19 protein-coding genes and 3 pseudogenes are annotated in these 21,216 nt (G+C 36.7%); 12 read left to right on the forward strand and 10 right to left on the reverse strand.

Going from position 1 to position 21,216, the window contains the following annotated elements:
• Positions 1 to 287 precede the first annotated feature (287 nt).
• Positions 288 to 518: pseudogene (locus K2F26_RS07275) on the forward strand (NACHT C-terminal helical domain 2-containing protein); the annotation flags it as partial.
• A gap of 249 nt (positions 519 to 767) precedes the next feature.
• On the opposite strand, the gene K2F26_RS07280 reads toward K2F26_RS07275, so the two are convergent.
• The 3 genes from K2F26_RS07280 to thrS form a co-directional block, all read right to left on the reverse strand.
• The gene (locus K2F26_RS07280) at positions 768 to 1,103 is read right to left on the reverse strand and encodes a XisI protein (RefSeq protein ID WP_220610936.1); all 336 of its coding nucleotides are present in this window, start codon (positions 1,101 to 1,103) and stop codon (positions 768 to 770) included.
• A complete protein-coding gene (locus tag K2F26_RS07285; protein WP_194060065.1) occupies positions 1,091 to 1,507 on the reverse strand; it encodes a XisH family protein in 417 nt (138 codons plus the stop codon). Before K2F26_RS07285 ends, K2F26_RS07280 begins: the two co-directional genes overlap by 13 nt.
• Before the next feature lie 320 nt (positions 1,508 to 1,827).
• Positions 1,828 to 3,663, reverse strand: a complete 1,836-nt coding sequence (gene thrS, locus K2F26_RS07290) for a threonine--tRNA ligase (RefSeq protein ID WP_220610937.1) — start codon at positions 3,661 to 3,663, stop codon at positions 1,828 to 1,830.
• Positions 3,664 to 4,045: 382 nt separating this feature from the next.
• Between thrS and K2F26_RS07295 the strand changes: the two genes are divergently transcribed.
• Positions 4,046 to 4,363 carry a DUF2605 domain-containing protein gene (locus K2F26_RS07295; RefSeq protein WP_220610938.1) on the forward strand — a complete coding sequence of 106 codons (318 nt, stop codon included), beginning with the start codon at positions 4,046 to 4,048 and terminating at the stop codon, positions 4,361 to 4,363.
• Positions 4,364 to 4,590: 227 nt separating this feature from the next.
• Entirely contained in the window at positions 4,591 to 4,917 is a 327-nt protein-coding gene (locus K2F26_RS07300) for a DUF2973 domain-containing protein (RefSeq protein WP_220610939.1), read from the forward strand.
• A gap of 158 nt (positions 4,918 to 5,075) precedes the next feature.
• Here the strand turns inward: K2F26_RS07300 and K2F26_RS07305 are convergent, their stop codons facing one another.
• From K2F26_RS07305 to K2F26_RS07320, 4 genes are all read right to left on the reverse strand, one after another.
• On the reverse strand, positions 5,076 to 5,588 hold the full coding sequence (locus K2F26_RS07305) for a hypothetical protein (RefSeq protein WP_220610940.1): 513 nt from the start codon (positions 5,586 to 5,588) through the stop codon (positions 5,076 to 5,078).
• Positions 5,589 to 5,693: 105 nt separating this feature from the next.
• Positions 5,694 to 5,882, reverse strand: coding sequence for a type II toxin-antitoxin system HicA family toxin (locus K2F26_RS07310; protein ID WP_220610941.1), 189 nt, complete (start codon positions 5,880 to 5,882; stop codon positions 5,694 to 5,696).
• Positions 5,883 to 5,884: 2 nt separating this feature from the next.
• Entirely contained in the window at positions 5,885 to 6,103 is a 219-nt protein-coding gene (locus tag K2F26_RS07315) for a type II toxin-antitoxin system HicB family antitoxin (RefSeq protein WP_220610942.1), read from the reverse strand.
• A 516-nt stretch (positions 6,104 to 6,619) separates the two neighbouring features.
• Complete coding sequence (locus tag K2F26_RS07320) at positions 6,620 to 8,848, reverse strand: amylo-alpha-1,6-glucosidase (protein ID WP_220611815.1); 2,229 nt, start codon at positions 8,846 to 8,848, stop codon at positions 6,620 to 6,622.
• A gap of 428 nt (positions 8,849 to 9,276) precedes the next feature.
• Here K2F26_RS07320 and K2F26_RS07325 point away from each other — a divergent pair, with 428 nt between their 5' ends.
• The 4 genes and pseudogenes from K2F26_RS07325 to K2F26_RS07340 all read left to right on the forward strand — a co-directional run bounded on the left by K2F26_RS07325 (position 9,277) and on the right by K2F26_RS07340 (position 12,680).
• Positions 9,277 to 11,277: a DICT sensory domain-containing protein gene (locus K2F26_RS07325; protein ID WP_220610943.1), complete on the forward strand. Its 2,001-nt coding sequence runs from the start codon at positions 9,277 to 9,279 to the stop codon at positions 11,275 to 11,277.
• A gap of 9 nt (positions 11,278 to 11,286) precedes the next feature.
• Entirely contained in the window at positions 11,287 to 11,454 is a 168-nt protein-coding gene (locus tag K2F26_RS07330) for a hypothetical protein (RefSeq protein ID WP_220610944.1), read from the forward strand.
• Between the two features lie 411 nt (positions 11,455 to 11,865).
• Positions 11,866 to 12,186 carry an AbrB/MazE/SpoVT family DNA-binding domain-containing protein gene (locus tag K2F26_RS07335; protein ID WP_220610945.1) on the forward strand — a complete coding sequence of 107 codons (321 nt, stop codon included), beginning with the start codon at positions 11,866 to 11,868 and terminating at the stop codon, positions 12,184 to 12,186.
• A gap of 3 nt (positions 12,187 to 12,189) precedes the next feature.
• Positions 12,190 to 12,680, forward strand: a pseudogene (locus K2F26_RS07340) (type II toxin-antitoxin system YhaV family toxin).
• Between the two features lie 190 nt (positions 12,681 to 12,870).
• Here K2F26_RS07340 and K2F26_RS07345 read toward each other — a convergent pair.
• On the reverse strand, positions 12,871 to 14,094 hold the full coding sequence (locus K2F26_RS07345) for an L-lactate MFS transporter (RefSeq protein WP_220610946.1): 1,224 nt from the start codon (positions 14,092 to 14,094) through the stop codon (positions 12,871 to 12,873).
• A gap of 243 nt (positions 14,095 to 14,337) precedes the next feature.
• On the opposite strand from K2F26_RS07345, the gene K2F26_RS07350 reads away from it, so the two are divergent.
• From K2F26_RS07350 to K2F26_RS07360, 3 genes are all read left to right on the forward strand, one after another.
• Complete coding sequence (locus K2F26_RS07350) at positions 14,338 to 14,754, forward strand: photosystem I reaction center subunit II PsaD (RefSeq protein ID WP_220610947.1); 417 nt, start codon at positions 14,338 to 14,340, stop codon at positions 14,752 to 14,754.
• 611 nt (positions 14,755 to 15,365) lie between these two features.
• Positions 15,366 to 16,877: an anthranilate synthase component I gene (gene trpE / locus K2F26_RS07355; protein WP_220610948.1), complete on the forward strand. Its 1,512-nt coding sequence runs from the start codon at positions 15,366 to 15,368 to the stop codon at positions 16,875 to 16,877.
• Between the two features lie 40 nt (positions 16,878 to 16,917).
• On the forward strand, positions 16,918 to 17,754 hold the full coding sequence (locus K2F26_RS07360) for an Rpn family recombination-promoting nuclease/putative transposase (protein ID WP_220610949.1): 837 nt from the start codon (positions 16,918 to 16,920) through the stop codon (positions 17,752 to 17,754).
• Between the two features lie 91 nt (positions 17,755 to 17,845).
• Here K2F26_RS07360 and K2F26_RS07365 read toward each other — a convergent pair whose 3' ends face one another.
• Positions 17,846 to 18,208 carry a 2TM domain-containing protein gene (locus tag K2F26_RS07365; RefSeq protein ID WP_220610950.1) on the reverse strand — a complete coding sequence of 121 codons (363 nt, stop codon included), beginning with the start codon at positions 18,206 to 18,208 and terminating at the stop codon, positions 17,846 to 17,848.
• Between the two features lie 229 nt (positions 18,209 to 18,437).
• Positions 18,438 to 19,043 (reverse strand): annotated as a pseudogene (locus tag K2F26_RS25420) (dual OB domain-containing protein); the annotation flags it as partial.
• A gap of 371 nt (positions 19,044 to 19,414) precedes the next feature.
• Between K2F26_RS25420 and K2F26_RS07375 the strand changes: the two are divergent.
• Together K2F26_RS07375 and K2F26_RS07380 are read left to right on the forward strand one after the other, a co-directional pair.
• Positions 19,415 to 19,759: a hypothetical protein gene (locus K2F26_RS07375; RefSeq protein ID WP_220610952.1), complete on the forward strand. Its 345-nt coding sequence runs from the start codon at positions 19,415 to 19,417 to the stop codon at positions 19,757 to 19,759.
• A 134-nt stretch (positions 19,760 to 19,893) separates the two neighbouring features.
• Complete coding sequence (locus K2F26_RS07380) at positions 19,894 to 20,880, forward strand: hypothetical protein (RefSeq protein ID WP_220610953.1); 987 nt, start codon at positions 19,894 to 19,896, stop codon at positions 20,878 to 20,880.
• Positions 20,881 to 21,216 lie beyond the last annotated feature (336 nt).

Raw genomic sequence — 21,216 nt, forward strand, 5'->3', positions numbered from 1 at the left:
AGCGTGCTTTGCTATCATTCCCAGTTGGGTGATCGGTTTTACGTTAAGTTGACACCAATGAGTATTGCTGAACCCCTGCTTCACCTCACTGTAAATATAAAAATCTAATTGTCTTCGCTTTCATCAACATTTTGATTATCAGTTTGTATATGCTTGATAATCAAAATTAGAATCGCATCAGCAGATTTTTCAATTGCCCAAGTTAATAACGCGGTGAATACAATAATTAAAATAGAACCCTCTCCCTCCACCTCGACCTCGACCTCGACCCAGAACTCAGAAATTGTCTAGAACAATTGAAAGAACAAATACCATACATCAACAAAGATAAAGAAGCTTGGTGGACAATTAATGGTAAAAATTGGGCTGAAGAATTAAGAAATATCATGATTAAATATCGCAATATTGGTCATCATTGGCAGTTTAACAAAAAACAAAAACAATTACTGCAACAATATTATGATGCCAATAACTTTCTACTGGAGTGCTTAAATAGACATCTCCGAAAAAGAATGTAGAGACGTTGCATGCAACGTCTCTACAAGGGTTCTGGAAACCGCATATTTAATTTCTGGAGATGTCTAATAGTGATTGTTATGTCAGCCGTGATGTGCGCCAGTATATAGAAGATACTTTACTATTACCCATTGCAGAAATAAAACCCTATCGGTAAATATCCCACGCAGAAAAGAGATTAGCAATTTCTAGCTAGATTTTTTTGTCAGAATCAGGATGTCCAGGATTAAAGGATTAACAGGATTGAGAATTTAAGCTACTGCAAATCCTGTATATTGTCTAATGTTAGGTTCATGAAATCCTAAAACAATCTCTTCTTTAGGAATACCTGCTGCTAACAAATCTAAAGCAATTCCATCTTCTGTACTATCACTTTGAATCCAAATTTTATGATCAATAATATCTATATGAATAATACAAGCATGAACTCTAGTATCATCTTCCCATCCTGATGTAATCACTAAATAACGATTTTCGTCTTTGCTAATAATTAATTCGGCTTTTAAATCTCCATAATGATAGGGAATAGCAGCATATTCTGTGAGGACTTTTTCAATAATTTGACGATAATTAGTTAATTTATCCATTTGATAATTATCTCCTTTTTGGCATCAACTATCATCAGTTTAATTTGATTTTTATGGATAACTAAATCACCAATAGGTTCTGAAAATATATCATTAAATGTTGGTTTTGTAATTGCCAAATATAATAAACGTTCAGGTTCTTTTTCTTCTAAAATATTGCGATATAATATATATTGTCCTAATGCTTTTTCTAATTCCGTTGCTTGGGAAATACCCGCAAAACTTTTAATTTCAACCGCAATTTTTAATTCTCCTTTTTGTGCGGCTATCAATTTTTTAGCACCAATATCAACAAAAAAATCTCTTTTACCCCAAGTTAATTTCAAAGGATCATCTGTAATTATCCAATCGTCTTTTTCCAGAGCTTTCCTGACATTATCATGATAAATATCCTTTGCTGGCATAATTATAATCTAATATTATTGAACTTCCAAAATTCAGTCTTTAGAGATTCGATTTGATTTATGTAGGGGTTTAGCAATGCTCATTGGTGTCAATTTAAGCTACAGATGGTTTATTTGTTTGGCTTCCGCACCCGCCCAGAAATGAATTTCCGGGCTAATAGCTAAAGTTTACTAAAGTAAACTAAATAATTGCAGAATTTTGTAGTTATTTTAGTCATCTTTAGATGACTTTTGCTATGAGACTGGGAATTCATTCCCAGTCGGGTTATGGGTTTTAACGTTAAGTTGACACCTATGAACAATGCTAAACCCCTACTTTTTTAGAAGTTGCTAAAATTAGAAATCGCTTCCTGCATTTTATTGACAACTTCATCTACAGTTATCGCTCCCAACTCCCCAGATGCACGGGTACGAATACTCAAAGAATTACTTTCTACTTCCTTCGCACCTACTACGGCCATTACTGGGATTTTATCTTTTTCCGCATTACGAATCAATTTACCCAGGCGATCGCCACTTAAATCAACTTCTGCTCTAATTCCTAAAGCTACCATTTTCGCGGCTACTTCTTTGGTAAAATCAACTTGCAATTCACCTACAGGTAAAAGTCGAATCTGCACAGGTGCTAACCACAAGGGAAAATCACCCGCATATTCTTCAATTAAAATCCCTATTAACCTTTCTAAAGATCCAAAAGGTGCGCGGTGAATCATCACAGGGCGTTTACGTGAACCATCCTCAGCAACGTATTCTAAATCAAAGCGTTCAGGTAAATTATAATCTACCTGCACTGTTCCTAACTGCCATTCTCTATCTAACGCATCACTGAAGATAAAATCGAGTTTCGGACCATAAAAAGCCGCCTCCCCAATACCTTCAAAATAATCCATTCCTAATTCTTGCACAGCGCGACGAATCGCACCTTCTGCTTGATTCCAAACTTCATCCCCACCAATATATTTATCACTGGCTGGATCACGGAAACTCAATCTCGCTTTAAAATTCTTCAGTTGCAGACTTCTAAACACTGTCAAAATCAAATCTACAACATTCAAAAATTCCTGATCTAATTGTTCAGGAGTAACAAATAAATGGGAATCATCCACAGTAAAACCACGTACCCGCGTTAAACCACCCAGTTCTCCCGATTGTTCATAGCGGTAAACTGTGCCAAATTCTGCCAACCGCATCGGTAATTCCCGATAGGATCTTAACTCACTTTTGTATATTTGGATATGAAAGGGGCAGTTCATCGGCTTCAGGACAAAACCCTGTTCAATGGCTTTTGCTTCCTCATCTTCAGCCATCATCGGAAACATATCTTCCTTGTATTTTTGCCAGTGTCCCGATGTTTTAAATAAATCAACTCTGGCAATGTGAGGAGTAACAACAGGTAAATAACCCCGTTTTAACTGTTCTTTTTTCAGGAAGTCTTCTAAAATGCTTCTTAACAGCGTACCTTTAGGAGTCCACAACGGTAAACCAGGACCGACAGGATCGGCGAAAATAAACAAACCGAGTTCTTTACCTATTTTACGATGATCACGCCTTAACGCTTCTTCTTTGCGGCGTTTGTATTCTGCTAGTTGTTCGGGAGTTTCCCAAGCTGTAGCATAAATGCGCTGTAACTGTGCCTTGGTTTCATCTCCGCGCCAATAAGCACCAGCTACGCTTTCTAATTCTATGGCTTTGGGGTTGATATCTTTGGTATTTTCGACGTGGGGACCAGCGCACAAATCCCACCATTGATCACCTAAATGATAGATGGTGATGGGTTCTTCTTTGATATCTGCGAGAATTTCTAATTTATACGGTTCTTTAATTTCTTCAATCCGTTTTTTTGCTTCCTCGCGGCTGACTTCTTCCCGAATCACAGGGAGTTTGCGGTTAATAATCTTCACCATCTCTTTTTGGATGGCTTTTAAATCCTTATCGCTAAAGGGTTCGGGGTTATCGAAGTCATAATAAAAACCGTTTTCAATCCACGGACCAATAGTAACTTGCGCCTTGGGAAACAGCTTTTGTACGGCCATGGCCATGACGTGAGAAGCGGTATGGCGAATTTTTTTTAATGTCTCTGATTCGCTGGTGCGGGGTAAATAGATTTTTTCTGCTGGTTGGGTTTCTTGAGTTGGCGACATCGGCTGTTGAACCATTGGCGATTACAAATAGAATTGTTGAAAATATATTCTTAAAATCATAGTCCACTTGCTGACGACGCAGTGGGCTTTATTCTCTGGACTCTCCTAATTTATCACCCCCACTCAGCTAGTTGGGAAAAGCATTTCCGATTAACTGAAGTTCTGTTAACAGTTGTTTGTAATTCTTATCTCTAAATGTTCACAATAGATACTCCTTTAGACAGATCAAAACATAGTCGCAAGGAACTGTACAAACCTCTTGCCAAAATTATACAATTGTGTATTGTATAGCAGATTACAAATTTTGGCTGTTTTGGCGGGGAATTTATGATCCGATTGTTAAGTTTCGTAAATAGCGTTAATATTAAGAAGACATTAGGAAATATGCTTCTTATATATGGGTGACTCAAATTCACCAAGTGCTGAGTTGCTAAAGTCAGTCTTGGAGCCGCTGTTAGAGGATTTTGAATATTGGTTTGCGCGATCGCGTCAATTATTAGAAAATGAGAAAATCTCATTTATGAGTGAACATGAACAATCTGATTTACTCAACCGAGTTACGCAAGCACAATCAGAATTAAATACTTCTAAGATGCTATTTGCTGCAACTGGTAAACAAGTAGGACTGGATATGGCTACATTAATGCCTTGGCATCAACTATTAGGCGAATGTTGGAAAGTTGGTATCCGCTACCGTCAATCACAGCAGGAATGACCTAACTTGTTATAAGTTGAAACATTAGGACAAAAACCTTAACATTATTTTCATAAAAAAATAATGTATACCGTGTTACGTTAATCTGAATAAGATTACAAAATATCACAACACAAATAGATAATTTAACTTTTGTTGTACCTGTAAATTGCAGGTAAAGAAAAGTTGAGGACTACGATATAAAACTTTAGATTTTGTAAAATTTGTTGCCCCTGGAGGATTGTTTTATGTTACACTTGCTCTACATTTTAGCCTTTACCGTACTGGCGTTTATTGCTGTCAGTAATTTAATTCGTAACCTGGTCATGTTCAGTTTTGATAGGGAGCGACCTTATCCAAATACATCCTCTGCGCGGAATAAAGGTAGCTTTGGTTACTATGCAGCAAGAAGACAATCTGTACCTCATCCAGAATTATTAGATAATTCCGGTAATTTAATTAAAGAACCACTGTTGGTAATGCGTTCTATTAATGTGGATGATGCGCGTCAACAGTTGGATGCGTTATATGAATCTTCTCCTGGTCAAAAAATTGAACGTTCAGAAGATGCTTAATTAATTCAATAATTATTTTTATAATTTGGGAATCTGTAGGGGTTTAGCAATTTGCTTTACCCCTTATTATTTTGTCTGAATCAGGATGTCCAGGATTAAAGGATTTACAGGATGTTTTAATTTTTAATTTTTAATTTTTAATTTTTAAGTCATCTAACTTAATCCCACCAATAAGCAATAACTACACCATCTCGCTGTTCCCAAAATGACTCACCTTCCAAACCACCTTCCAATCTCATCCGCAACCTACGCTGAAGTCGCAAACCATATTCTTCATTATTACCATCAGTAATATCTACTGAATCTGCACGCCACTTTTTACCCAAATCTAAAAGCTGAGAAACTATAGTATCTTGATTTTCCGTCAATATGTATAGAGTATCCGCAGGATAAGAAATAAAGTGAATTATACTTGATTCTGGCATCGGGTGATAATTGGCCATTGCTAATAAAGTATCAACCAAACCACCAAAACTTAAACCATGTTCATCGGGTGCAAAAATTGGTTTTGTAAATAAAAAACTTGCCCATAAATGGGAATTTTGAATAAGATCCTGAATAACTTCTTCTCCGTTAAACTGATTAAAGCGACGTTGCCATACTAATGCTGCAAAAAGTTCCTGGGGACTGTATTCTTGAGCTAGGGTTTGAATTTTAGAGAGGTTTAACATAGGGATTTAATTACAGTTTGAATGATTTACTTATATGAAAATAGCTTTTTTTGATGCTTGACATTTTGTTATACATGACTTAAAAAATCAGGTAGGGGTTTAATTTTAGAACTTGGGTAATAAATCGGCTTGTTTGCAAATAGCATTGGCAGTAATACGATCAATTGTGCGATGTCTTTTCACAGGAATAGTTTTGATATCATTAGTATAAATAGAATGATTGCCACCTTCCCGTAATAAATAATATCCGTTTTCTTCTAAATATTTAATTAAGTCTTTTCGTTTTACTGACACAATTAAACCTCTACGGGAATTTGTTCAAGTAAAGAGCTTCCTGTAGGAATTTCTTTATTTTGTTGACGATAGGCAATAATCATTTCTTGGAGAGCATCTTGTAACATAGCTCTACATTCTTCTAATGTTGCTCCTTCGGTAATGACTTCTTGCCATTCAATGAGTTGTCCCATATAACCGCTATTAGTTTTTGTATATTTGGCAGTGTATGTAGTTAGCATAAGGGGTTAATAGCATAAAATTATATTATACTGCGATCGCTATCTCAAAACAATAAAAAGGTGATACCTATCGAATTTTAAATTATCAATTAGCCTGTCAGGTTTACCAAAAACTCTTACATTCAGTGAATTTAAAAACATCTCATTTTATCTACCATCTCTTAGAAGAAAGCACTATTAATCAACTGAAAAATCAAGACAACTCATTGATCATACAATAAATGTTTGAATTAGGATATCCAGGATTAAAGGATTAACAGGATGTTTTTAACACAATCTGCGTTTATCTGCGTTTATCTGCGTTCAGTTATTCTGATTCTGTACTGAAAGCGATTTACCGGAATTTATGTTAATTCTTGATGAAGAGGGTTTTTTGTCAGAATCAGGATATCCAGGATTAAAGGATGAACATAATTTTTTTAACACAATCTGCGTTTATCTGCGTTCATCTGCGTTCAATTATTCTAATACCCAGATCCCGGACTTCTTTAATAAGTCCGGGATCTATCCACTAATCTACGCTTCAATCACCACTCGCAAATTCCCCCTTTTATTCGCAACTCTACAAGAAGTCGTACTACCCACTCGCTCAAATTCTAAATCCAAAATAGTCCCACCAACACGCAAATTATGCAACGATAAACGATTAATTGATTCTGGCAAAGCAGGGTCAATAATTCGTAAACAATTATTCTGTGCGTCTGGGACTAAATTCACCATCATTTGCAATAATTGAAATATACTACCAGTCGCCCAAGCTTGGGGACTACAAGCAACAGGATATTGCACAGGTGCATTATCACCATTCATTTCATAACCACAAAATAACTCTGGTGGACGTTGATAAGGTTGTTGAAATGTCATATTAAACAAACCTTGAAATAATTCCAAAGCTTGATCAATTAAACCTAAAGAACGCAACCCCATTGCAATTAAAGAATTATCATGTGGCCACACTGAACCAACGTGATAACCCATTGGATTATAAGCTGGTGAAAAACTACTTAAAGTTCTAATTCCCCAACCATTAAACATATCAGGCGCTCGCAATCTTTCCGCTACACTGTATGCTTTCTCTGGGGTAAAAATTCCCAAAGATAAACAATGTCCAGGATTAGAAGTAATACTATCTACTTGATTTCCTTCCCCATCTAAAGCTAAAGCACAAAAATCTTGATCTTCTATCCAAAAATCTTTGTTAAATCTAACTCTGAGATTTTTAGCTTCTTCTAACCAAGTTTCCGCTAAATCTAGCCGCTTTTTCATCTTTGCTATTTCTGCTAATTTGATTTTCGCAGCATAGACATAAGCTTGCACTTCACATAGAGAAATTACACCCTTAGCTAATTCACCTTTTCTATTAACAATACAATCACCAGAGTCTTTCCAACCTTGGTTAACTAAACCGCCTTTTGATTTACGATTGTAGCTGAGATAGCCGGTTTCTTGCATATTGCGATCAATCCAATCCATTGCGGATAAAGCATTTCTCCACAATGTTTCTAGAGTTTCTTGATCATGAGTCCAAGCATAATAATCAGCATACAACATCAACCATAAAGGCGTTGCATCTACTGTTCCGTAATAAGGTGTATGGGGAATTTCTTGACATCTTGCTAATTCTCCAAACCGCAATTCATGTAATATTTTACCCGGTTCTTCTTCGCGCCAATCATCTAATTTTTTACCTTGATAGTCTGCCAAAATCATTAAAGTTTCTTTGGCGATTTGGGGATTTAACATCAAAGTTTGGGAAGCGGTAATAATAGCATCCCGTCCAAACAATGTAGAAAACCAAGGAACACCAGCAGAAACAGTTTTATATTTGCCAAAAGATTGGCGTAATAAATACAAATCTTGTTCTGCTCTTTCAACCACACGATTGAAAAGACTTTTATCTGAGTGAATGCGGGTAATTTGTTGTACCCAGTTTTGCTCCTCCATTAATTCAGAAGCTTTTGCTTGTGCCAAAGTTGTGGCAGCATTGACATGAGAAATCGTTTGATTATTGGTTAAACTCTGCAACCGATAACCGAGTTTTTTGGTTTCGTGAGAAGCTAATTCTAAACGCCAAATTGCGGTATAACCTTGAAAATAATCTGGTAGTTGATGTTGAAATTGTATCCGGGATTCCATCACCGCACCATCTAAACCTTGATAAGCAAGGCTGAGATTTTCTGAACAGTTTTTTAGTTCTGCTAATCGTAATAATTTACCCCGGTTTCCTCGATAAAAACCACGCACTTCAAATAAATCTGCAAAGTCAGCGTCAAAGCTGAGACTAATTTCAAAAGTAATGCTAGAGGTGCTGTAGTTAGAAATTTCTATTTCTTCAAATAATGCACCATTAAGGACAATTTCCCGACGAATACCAATAGTATCAGCATTTAAGTGATCATCAATTTTGGGGTTAGTGCATAAAACAGAGAGAGCAAAACCTTTATCAGCAGTGCTGCTTAATAAAACAGGCGATCGCCCATTAATTTGTAACTCTAAACGACTCAAAAATCGCGTATCAGCACAAAACAAACCCACACTCGGATTCCCATCTTCTAGGGAACAACCGGAAATGTTCCCCATTGTATCTGTCACCAAAAATAAATCATCATCTTTAACCGTTAAAGTGGGTTGTGGTCTTTCACTGACAACGCAAGGCCATTCTGGAATGGGTACTTGTTCAGCAGGAATAAAAATTTTGCCATCGAGGACGATTTTATCGGCAGTCGTTAATAAATCCAGTGTCATGAGAAGTAGAGTGTGGGGTGTGAGGAAGGTAGGGGAAGCAGGGGAGGTGGGAAGGTTAATAACCCAATCACCAATCACCAATAAATCTATACCTTTTGCATCTGAAGTCAAGGCTGAAAACTGAGGATTTTCCAGGGTTTTATTCTTTGATCAGCATTGAGAGATAATAGACCTGGGAAATACTCATAAATTATGTCCAGTTAATGTTGAGTTAAAAAAGTTTTGAGTTTTGTCAATGGTCAACAGTCATCAAACTTACCAAGGTCTTTTTTGGGTTAATATCTGGACAGGTGCTTTCTAACCCTCACCAATTGGGCATTGCTAATCGGTAATGGGTAAAAGTTTTGCCACTGACCACTGACCAGTTTGAATTTTTAAAGTGTTTCTGTGAAGTGGATCTTTTCTAGATTGGGCGTTTAAAGATATTCATGAGCATTTCGACTTCTGTGCTAAGTGATTTGCTACAGTCACTACCCTACTTGCGGACTCAGTTGTATTTCAAGGCTTCCCTCACTGCGCTCTCCCATGCAATGGAAGATCAGGTTTTGGCGACTTCCTTGGATCAACCGCTTATTATTGCTAGTTTTCAGCGAGAGCGATTTTATCGTCAAGAAGCTCATCGCTATCAACGCCTTGCCGAGAGAAGTGATCAAATATACGTATTATCTGCACCAGAAACAGAGTTTGCTAATAGCTCGGATGACTATGAAAAGGTAGCTTTTGAACCGGATGATGCTTTAAGTAAAGAATGGCATTTAGTTGTAATCGCGGATAATTATGCTACTTGTTTAGTGTGTCGAGAAAGTGTGAGGTCAATTGCTAAAAATCAGCAGTTACCGGAAATCACCTCTAGTCTGGATATAGACACAGCGCGGAGATTTGAGGGAATTTGGACTTCTGACAGAGGAGTTAGTCTCAAGGCCGCAGAATTGATATTGCAAAGAATAGAAGTTTATAGACCCGATTTAGCGGGCAAAATCAACCAGGCACGTCAGAGGTTTGGTATCGGTTCAGTACCACTCAAGTCTCAACCAAAATCACCCCATGAAGATGCTGTAAATATTGATTCTGACCCTTTTGTACAGCGATTGGTGACTTACCTGCAAGCTAGTCAATATAAATTACATAAAGCTTATCGTTCTCTTGCTGCTCAGGCTAGAAAAGAAAAGTTGATCAATTCTATTAGTATGGCAATTAGGCGATCGCTTGATCCACAGGCAGTTTTGCAAGTAGCTGCTCAAGAGTTGGGTCAACATCTAGAAGCTGATCGCTGTCTGATTTACCGCGCTCAAGCTACTGATGACAAAGCAATAATTGAACATGAGTTTTTAAGTCCTGGTGTGATTTCTGTACGGGGACAAACCTGGAATTTGGCACAAAATCCTTTATTTCACGAAATTACCCAACTGGGTGAAGGTATATGTATTACTGATACACTTACTGATTATCGTGTTACTAGTTCTACCGCACTTTCTTTAATTGTCAAAAGGTTTACTATTCATTCGTGGTTGATAGAACCTGTATTTTCCCAAGGGCGACTACTGGGAATGGTAGAGTTACATTTTTGTCATTTACCAGCCCATGAATGGCAAGCAGGAGAGTTAGATTTAGTTAAGGCGATCGCAACTCAAGTAGGTGCAGCTTTGATTCAAGCTGAAGCCTTTGCCAATTTAGAAGAACTAAATAAACAATTAGAAGCCCTCGACCGCACCCGCAGTAATTTAATTGCCATCACCGGTCATGAACTCCGCACTCCCCTGTCTACCATTCAGGTGTGTTTAGAAAGTCTGGCCAGTGAACCGGATATGCCTTGGGATTTACAACAGGTAATGTTAAATACTGCACTTTCTGATTCCGAAAGAATGCGTAAACTGGTACAGGATTTTCTCACTCTTTCTAATTTAGAAAGCGGGCGTGTAGAATGGCATCCCGAATCATTAACTTTACAGGAATGTGTAGATTTAGCTCTTAGTCGTATCCGTACACGCCCTACGGTAGATAAACCGCCAACGATCAAAACTCAAATTGCCGAAAGTTTACCTCTAGTTAGGGCTGATGGTGATTGGTTGGTGGAAGTATTAGCAAAAATTATAGATAATGCTTGTAAGTTCACACCCGCATCAGGGCAGATAATCATTAAAGCCCGTCAAAATGGTAATTATGAGGTAGAAGTGATTGTAGCTGATACTGGTAGGGGAATTGAACCGAATCGCTTAGAAATAGTATTTGACCGATTTTATCAAGAAGAGGGAGCTTTAAGACGGACTGCGGGCGGTACAGGACTGGGTTTAGCGATATGTCGGCAAATAGTCAACGGTTGGAGTGGGAAAATTTGGGCTGAGTCCAAGGGTAAGGACCAAGGGAGTCAGTTTCATTTCACCATTCCTATTGTTCAGAGTAGTCAGGAGGTGGAGAAGATGAAAAGATGAGCAAATAGGATGAGCAGGGAAGACACGGAAAACACTGATATTTTTCGTAACTTCTCTTACTTGTTACCAATCATGCGGCTTTGTTGTAGATATAGGAATGATGCAGCACTTTCCGGTGTAATGAGGTACACTATGGGCGGGCAAGATGCCCACCCCACAAGAGTTTTATTATTATGATTTGTACCTCATAGCAATAAAATCTGCTGTATTTGATTTTTTAAAAAACTCCGTACATATAAATCTTGTAAAACCCTTTTGCCTGTCTACACAGAGAATTATGGCTTCGCCACGCTACGCGAACAGATATCAAACAGGATTCCCATATTAGACATTGAGCAAATGCAACTATCCCTTTTCCAGAACCCTTGTAGAGACAGCATTAAAATTATAGCCTGGAAATCAAAAACTCCGTTCTATGTTAATAGAAATTCACCAAATAATGGCAGGGTAAAGCTATAGAAGATTATCTTGATAATAAACCTTACAGTCAAATGATGGTAGTTAGAATTGGCATAAGTTATAACTTATGTTATAATAAAATTATGTATTTTGGAAAAACTTAGTCAAAACCAGTAACATAAAAACATTATGGCTGATAAAATTTATCCTATTAATCCTGCAAAGATTGGTAATCAAAACGGATTTCGTATCCCGCAATCTTTTTTTAAAGATTATCCCCATTTAGCCAATGCTTCAGGTTATTTACAGGTATTATCTGATAACACATTGTTAGTAAAATTAGATACGGATGATATTAATAATGATGAAGATGAAAGTGTGATGTTAAGTTTATTTTTAGATTTTCTCATGCAAGATGCTATGAAAAATCCTGATAAATTGGTGATGTACACCCAGGAAATGAGCGAAGAAATAGATACTTTAGTAGCAGATGTAGAAATTGAGGAATAGACAGTGGGAAATAGGGGATCTGCATTTACTTGTAATGGTTGGCAAATATTTTTCTACCCACTATTTAACACTCAATGGATAGAATTGCGTGAAAAGGTCAAAAAATTAAAAGATGAATTACCCAAAGAGGAATTTATCAAACATCCAGACGCGAAATTATTAAAAGCCTTAAATATTGGGATTAAAGAAAAAATTGCCCAAGACCCTTTTGCATCATATTTCCTTTTACAGAAACCTTTACAAAAATATGGTCGTCTGAAAAAAAAGGGACTACCAGAAAGATATAGATTATTTTTTAAGGTTTTTAAAGAACAAAAGATAATTATTAACAAAAGATAATTATTATTCTGTGGTTAGGTTTTCCGCGCAAGGAGGGAGATAAAAAAGATTGTTACCAAGTGTTTACTAAAAAGGTTGAAAATGGTGATTTTCCTGACAGCATTGAACAATTTATGATTGAATTTATGAGTGAAGCTAATTTAGATAATTCTTAATAGAGATTTGGTAATAAAATTTCTCATCAAAGGTTTTGTTAAAAATTATGTAGAAGAGGAATTTCAAGAGGCAAGATGGTTATAGAATCAAAAATTTCTGAATCTGAGTAATAGTAGGTATTTCACTCTTGCTTTTTGTCTTTTGCCTTTTGCCTCTTGCCTTGTCATCACGACAATTTTTAACACCTACCTACTTACGTTTGAGCATAAAGACAGCCAAGATAATACCAACAATTGCTAACCCCGCAGTAGGATAAAAGAAAGCAGTGTAACTACCAAAAATATCCCTAATTCTGCCAGCTAATAAAGTTCCGCCCAAAGCTCCCATACCGTAAGCGGTGAAGACAATACCGTAATTTTTGGCGTAGTCTTGAGGTGGAAACATGATTAAAGTAGAAGTAGGTGCGATCGCTAACCAACCACCCAAAGCCAAGTAAAACAAAGAAAAAGCTACAATATAAGTGAGTACAGTTCCTTCACTAGCACTAAGCATCATAATTGAGGCAATTAAAATTAAAACAAAAGAAACAATTGCCCCCAATTTTGGCGTAAATTTATCAGTAAACCAACCAAAAAACAAACGCCCCGCACCATTAAAAACCGCAAACAAAGAAACTGTACTTGCTGCTGTAGTTGCATCCAATTTAATAATTTCCTGTGCTAAAGGACTAGAAATACCAATAGCCGCCAACCCCGCAAACGAGCCGATAGTATAGCACAACCACAACCCGTAAAAACCCGAAGTTTGCAGAATTGATCCGGAAGTTGTTCCTTGAGAATTTGCTTGTACGGAAACAGGAGGACTCCAGCCTTCTGGTTGCCAACCTGCGGGCGGTGTTTTTAATACAGTAGAAATAACCGTAATAATAGCCGCAAAAGCAATACCTAAAATGACAAAAGTTTGCTTAACTCCGAAACTATCTATCAGAGACTTTGCTAAAGGAGCAGTAATTAAAGGTGACAAACCAAACCCGATGACAGTAGCACCCACAGCCACACCTTTTTGATCAGGAAACCACTTTGCTACCACAGCCAAGGGTACACCGTAAGCAATACCCACACCAATACCAGCGATCACACCATAGGTAATAGTTAATACGGGGATATTGCCACCCAAACTAGAGAGAATATAACCCAAGGCAGTAATTAACCCACCGACACCTGTAATTAAACGAGTATCAAAACGATTGATGTAAAAGCCAGTGATCGGCATGAAAATTGCAAATACCACCAGCAACACCGTAAAGGGTAACAGGCTATCAGTTGCACCTACATTTAAGAGTTTTTCCAAAGGCTTTCTAAAGATACTCCAAGAATAAACTGTACCCAAGCACAGCAAAACAGTTATACTCAGAGGAATCAATAACCAACGGCCTTTTTCAGCAGGTATACCAAACAGTTGTACTTTTTCCATAGCCAATTATTGAATATGTGAAATAATTTTTTTGCAGTATCTCACCTTTTGGCTAGATTGCATCAAATGTAGGGGCAACCCCCTGTGGTTGCCCCCGTCCCCCGTCCCCAGTCCCCAGTCCCCAGTCACCAGTCCCCAATCACCCATTTCCTAAAAACTGTTACAGTCTATAACGCGATCGCAACATAAGGTAGGTTACGGTGTTAGTATGCCCTAAAAACGTTGAGAGAAAACCTTAACCTTATGGCAACTCTAACTGGACAAACTCCCCTCTTCGGCGGTAGCACTGGCGGTCTACTCAAAAAAGCAGAAGTAGAAGAAAAGTACGCTATCACCTGGACTGCTAAAGAGGAAAAAGTGTTTGAAATGCCCACTGGTGGCGCGGCTACAATGCGTAAAGGCGAAAACTTGCTTTATTTGGCTCGCAAGGAGTATGGCATCGCTTTAGGCGCTCAACTTCGCAAATTCAAAATTACTGACTACAAAGTTTACCGGATTCTCCCCAGTGGTGAAACAACCCTCATTCACCCTGCTGATGGAGTATTCCCTGAAAAGGTAAATGAAGGTCGTCAAATGGTGCGCCACGTACCCCGCAGAATTGGTCAAAACCCCAGCCCTGCACAACTCAAGTTCAGTGGTAAAGCTACCCACGACGCATAAGGTCTAGGTACTAGGTAAACGGTAATGGGTAATTGGTAATTGGTGATTGGTAATCAAAAACCTTTGCTAATTACCCATTATTCACGTCTATAATTCCTGTATTCTATAGCAGGAGTCAGGAGTCAGGAGTCAGGAGTCAAACCCTATTGGGGTGAGAGTTTCATGATTCATTGATATCCTAACTACTCTGTCTACGGTTATAAATCTGCTATATAAAACCTAGACAAAGCTAGACTTTACTTTCTACTTCAACGGGAGCATGGGAGCGGTTATCCCTCAGTAGACTTGCACGCTGTAGCCCAACGCGACTTTCTCAGGTTAAGATTTGGAAACAGACTATCACTATCAATGCTTGGTTTTCGCGTCGGTAATAGTCTGATTCAATACTTGATATCTGAGGATTATATATCAAGTTGGCATTTTTCTGAGCTAACTTATGTCCATTTTTGTCAACATAAGTATATTTTCGTCTATAAAATGGTCAACTTAGGACAAGCTCTATATTCTTAATTCCTATATTCTGATAACATAACTTGGCGATCGCCATACTCATAAACTCCTATTTTCTTATTACTGTCACCTGTCACCTGTCACCTGTCACCTCTGCATTTATGATTTTCCCCGACTTCCAACAATTTACAAAGCTCGCTCAACAAGGTAATTTTGTCCCTGTTTATCAAGAATGGGTTGCTGATCTAGATACTCCGGTTTCCGCTTGGTACAAGGTTTGTGCAGATCAACCTTACAGCTTTTTGCTAGAGTCGGTGGAAGGTGGTGAAAAAGTAGGCAGATATAGTTTATTAGGTTGTGATCCGCTTTGGACTTTGGAAGCCAGAGGAGATCAAACTACTCAAACTTATAGAGATGGTTCACAACAAGTTTTTACAGGTGATCCGTTTAATGTGTTAGCGGAATGTTTAGCACCTTATCACCCCGTAAAATTACCACAGCTACCTTCAGGAATTGGCGGTTTATTTGGGTTTTGGGGCTATGAGTTAATAAATTGGATTGAACCCCGTGTACCAATTCATCCCCAGGATGAGCGTAATCTCCCTGATGGGTTATGGATGCAAGTAGATCATTTATTGATATTTGATCAGGTAAAACGCAAAATTTGGGCGATCGCCTACGCAGATTTAAGGAACAATGAAAATTTAGAAATTGCCTATCAAAAAGCGTGCGATCGCATTCAAGAAATGGTAAGCAAATTATCCTTACCCATATCACCAGAAAATACTAAATTACCTTGGACATCACCCCAAAATAAACCCAAAGCAGGAATAGAAGAATACACCAGCAATTTCACTAAAAAAGAATTTTGCGCCAGTGTAGAAAAAGCCAAGGAATATATTAAAGCCGGCGATATTTTTCAAGTTGTGATTTCTCAAAGATTATCCACAGAATATCAAGGCGATCCTTTTGCTTTATATCGTTCTTTACGGCAAATTAACCCCTCACCTTACATGGCGTTTTTTAACTTCCAAGACTGGCAAATTATCGGTTCTAGTCCTGAAGTAATGGTGAAAGCAGAACGAGAAGAAGAAGGGGGAATTATTGCCACAGTTCGACCCATTGCCGGCACAAGACCAAGAGGAAAAACCACAAAAGAAGATGAAGAATTAGCAGCAGATTTATTACAAGATCCTAAAGAAGTTGCTGAACATATTATGTTAGTAGATTTAGGTAGAAATGATTTAGGAAGAGTCTGTAAAAATGGCACAGTTAAAGTTGATCAATTAATGGTAATTGAACTTTATTCTCATGTCATGCACATTGTGAGTAATGTAGTTGGAAAATTAGCAGAAAATAAAACCGCATGGGATTTATTAAAAGCGTGTTTTCCTGCGGGAACAGTAAGCGGTGCGCCGAAAATTCGCGCAATGGAAATAATTAACGAACTAGAACCAACGCGCAGAGGTGTATATTCTGGGGTGTATGGATATTATGACTTTGAAGGACAATTAAATAGTGCGATCGCCATTAGAACAATGGTTTTAAATAATAATATCGTTACCGTTCAAGCAGGTGCAGGTTTAGTTGCAGACTCAGAACCAGAAAAAGAATATGAGGAGACATTAAATAAAGCGAGAGGTTTATTAGAAGCAATTAGATGTTTGCGATAAGTTTTGTTAGTTTAAAAAAGGGAATAATAACGACAAAATAATGCACACAGACACAATCTTCTACCAAATATTCCTGACATTTCACACCCTATTATTTGAAATATTGGGAGAACCAACAGAAAATGCCAAAGATTATCAATTCACCTCAGTAGAAGTGAAAGAAAAAGCATTTAGATTTGATGGGATTTTTCAAACAGATAATGTTGAGAAACCCATCTATTTTGTGGAAGTGCAATTTCAACCCAAACCGGATTTTTACTGGGAATTAATAGCAGAAATAAACATTTATCTCAATCAATTTAAACCTGTACAAGATTGGCAAGCAATAGCGTTATTTGCAAAACGGAGTTTAGACGTAGGAGAACTAACAACTTATCAACAAGAATTAATTAACAGTGGGAGAATTAAAAGAATATATTTAGATGAATTACCACCAGGTTCAATAGGAATGGGGTTAATTGAATTAATTGTGAGTAAAGAAGCGCAAGCACCAGAATTAGTAAAAAACCTCATGGAAAGAACCAAAACAGAAATTGAAGATGACAACGAAAAACAAGGTATAATAGAATTATTAGAGACTGTTTTATTGTCAAAGTTTTCACAATTAAGCCGTCAGGAGATAGAAGCAATGTTTTTAGTGAGTGATATTAAGCAAACAAGAGTCTATCAAGAAGCAAAGCAAGAAGGTAAACAAGATGAAGCAATCAACTTACTATTAAGAATGTTATCTAAGCGGTTTGGAAAATTGAGTGCTAATTATATTCAAAATCTCAATAGTTTGAACATAGAACAATTAGAAAAACTAGGAGAAGCATTCTTAGATTTTACAGATATTCATGATTTGGAAATATGGTTACAGTCTGAGATAGGTCGGTAATAAATAAACAGATCCCCGACTTCTGTAATCAATTTATAATTTATAGACATGATAGTAAAAGAAGTCGGGGATCTAAAACTTACTCTAAAACCTACTTTTTATAAGCATTCATCCAATGCAGTAACAAACCTAAACCCCAACCCAAAAGCGGGAAAATAGCCCAAAAATAACCAGAACCAGTGAACAAATTTAACAAAATCAAAAACCCGTTAACAATCAAAAAAACCATGAAATGTGATTTAAACTCTTGCTGTTTTTGATGATTAGACATTTCTTCTTTTTTCACTTCCACTTGTTTTTTTAACCATTCTTTTTCCGCAGCAATGAGAGATTCCGAAGAAACCCCTAACTCTGAAGCGATTTCTATTATTTGTTCTCGCGTAAATTCTCCCTGTTGCTTACGTTTAAATGCTACTTCCAAAATTTGCTGCATTTCCTCTGAATTGTAAGTCATTACCAATACCTAAAAGGGTAAAAAATACTTTTGAGATTTATTTGACATTTACATCTGAAGCGGTAGAAATACAACCTTAAAAAATATTTGACGTTGTTTTTAAAAACAATTTCGTTACATATTCTATCTTTTACATATTAGTTAATACAGTATTTTTAAAGACAGTTTTCTTAATATTGGGAAGGTTTTCTGATAACGAACCGCAGAGGACGCAGAGTTTTTTTAATTTTTAATTCTTCATTCTCACCCATCCTAAACGGTGAGAAATATCTGTAACATTAATGACGGAAGCAACTAATTTATAACAGTATTGTAACTCACTAGGATAATAAGGTTGAAACGGTTCACTTAAACTAATGGTTAATCTAAATTTATCCGGTTCAAAATTTACTAAATCCAATTTTTTTATCACATCTTCACAGGAATATATTCCCTCTTCTAAAACATTCAGTTTCTCTATCCACACCGGATCGGTAATAGGTAAATCATAGAAGTTTTCACATAAAGAAAACAAACATCTAAAAACTTTCTTATTTTGATGATTATATCTAATTTCCCATTCTAACACCTCTGGATTAATCATAGCTAAGGAAGATTTGAGAGGTGTATTTTGTAAATCTTCATAACCTATTTGTTTATCAAAATTACCTAATAATTTCGGTTCTGAAGAACTACGTTTAATTTCTGGTTTAATTAAATTTTTAACTTGTTCTAAACTCGCTTTCCCTAAAATCTGCCATTTATAACTATAATGAATTAGATAATTTTCAGGATGATGACATTGCGGTTCATGTCTAATAAAAGGAATTCTAATAATATCAAATAATTCCGGTTCTTGACCATCTCTAGTTGTCTAATGTTCTGGATATAAAGTCCCATTTCTGCTGTCTGAATCAGGATATCCAGGATTTTAGGATTTACAGGATTCAGACAATTACATCCTGAAATTACTTCAATAATATCTTAATTTCTTTCTTTATCTCCTATATTTTATGCTCAATTTGAGTTAATATGTCATGTTTAGACTGCTTAAAATTTCTCAATATATAGTAAAGCATAGTGATCAATCATATTTAAGAAAGATTAACTTACAAAAAGGACTATTAAGGTTCTTAAATCAATAAGTATTTACACTGATATATATTGAGTCTTAACGCTAAAATAATAGCGTTGTTGTTAGACTCATTTGAGTAAGTGTAGAGCAATATGGATAAAATAGTAGACAAAATAGCTGCTTTAGGTGTACCTGGTTTGGTGTTAGTTGTGGCTATGGCCTTTACAGGATGGGCTGGTGCGGCAGCAATAACAACAGGTTTAGCTGTACTTGGCGGACCTTTTGGTATGCTTGGAGGAATTGCTGTACTTGGGGTTCTTGGTTTGATATCAAAAGGATTGACAGATTATGGTTTTGAAAAAATTTTTCAAGCCACTGTCGAAGAACTGAGAAAAAAAGGAAAGTCCAAATCTGATATAGAACGGGAAGTTGAATCATATCCAATTGGGCGTGATCTGAAATTGAAAATCAAAGATTATTTGAAAACGATTCCCTAGAAAAAAACTTTCAACAAAAGGAAACTAACCAAACATATGAAAATATTAATATTGAGACTCAAAAAACTGATAGGATTCGTGCTTACAGTGAATTAATTAAATCAATATCCAAGTTTATCTGGATTGCTGTAGTTTTGATAATTATTATTCACTTTTGGGGTAGTTTTTCTACTAATCACATTAAGCAAAACATCAATCCAACAACAGTAAATATATCTATTCCTGAACAACAGCAATATCAAATTTCTACTGAAGTTACATCTGCCCTTGGTAAAGCTTTAGTCGCCTCTAGACAATCTGCATCCAATAATTTAGAACAGTGGAAAAATGAGGTGATGCACCGGGTAGATCATCCTTTTCTAGATTGGTACTACAACTACTTTAATCAGTTAGGAATTGGAGCAAAATCTATTTGGATTAATTTGTACTCTATTTCAGAAGAAGAAAAAGCCGAGAAACTAATTGGCAGTTTTCAACAAGAATTTGCTAAACAAGTTTTTCAACCATCGTTAATGCAGCTAGAAATGGAACGTTTTACAAGACAAGCTGTTGATATATATGTTTCAGAAGCAAATCGTAATTTAGCAGGAGTTCAAAGTGCTTATAATATTCCTCAACCTACCTGGGAAAGATTTCTCGAAGGTTTAGGTAGCATAACTTATAATGCTGGAGGACAGCAGCAAGACCTTACACTTAGGGCTGTTTCACGTGGTACAGGCTATTTAGCTACTACTGCAATGATCAAGGCTATTGGTTTTATTGGTACTAAAAAAGTTGTTGCCTCTACAGTGAGTAAAGCAACTTCTAAAGCAGTAACAAAATTAGCAACCAAAACAGCAGCTAAAGCCGCAGCAGAGGGAGGTGGCGAAATGGCAGTTGGTCTTCTAGGATTAGAATTGTTAAATCCAATTGCGGGTTTGGGTATTATTGTTTGGGATGTATGGGATCATTATCATACTGTTCAATTAGAAAGGCCAATTCTACGAGCCAGCCTGGAAAGTTATTTGAATGAGGTCAAGGAGTCATTGCTAAACGATCCAGAGAATGGAATTTTATCTTCGGTCAACAAATTCCACGACGGAATTCTTAATAGTTTGAATAGTAACTTAGGTGTGAGTTGATTTACATTTCTGCATCTAAAGATACCCGACTTCTGAGATTATTAATTTAATCAATTATAAAATTAATCAAAGAAGTCGTGGATCTGAATTTATGAATACTTATAAAATCCTGTAAATCCTAAAATCCTGGACATCTTGATTCAGACAAATTGATAAAATCAATAATCAGATAACGTGCGATCGCCTGTAAATCAATATTCATAAACCAGCATCTTCTTTACTCAGCAGCATCATCATAAATATCCTGAGCAAACATTATACTAAACCTAACCCATCTCAACCAGTATTTGTTAAGTATATTTACATCAACCAGGATGATTTTGATAAAATAGTCTT

The organism is Sphaerospermopsis torques-reginae ITEP-024, assembly GCF_019598945.1.
GTDB lineage: Bacteria > Cyanobacteriota > Cyanobacteriia > Cyanobacteriales > Nostocaceae > Sphaerospermopsis.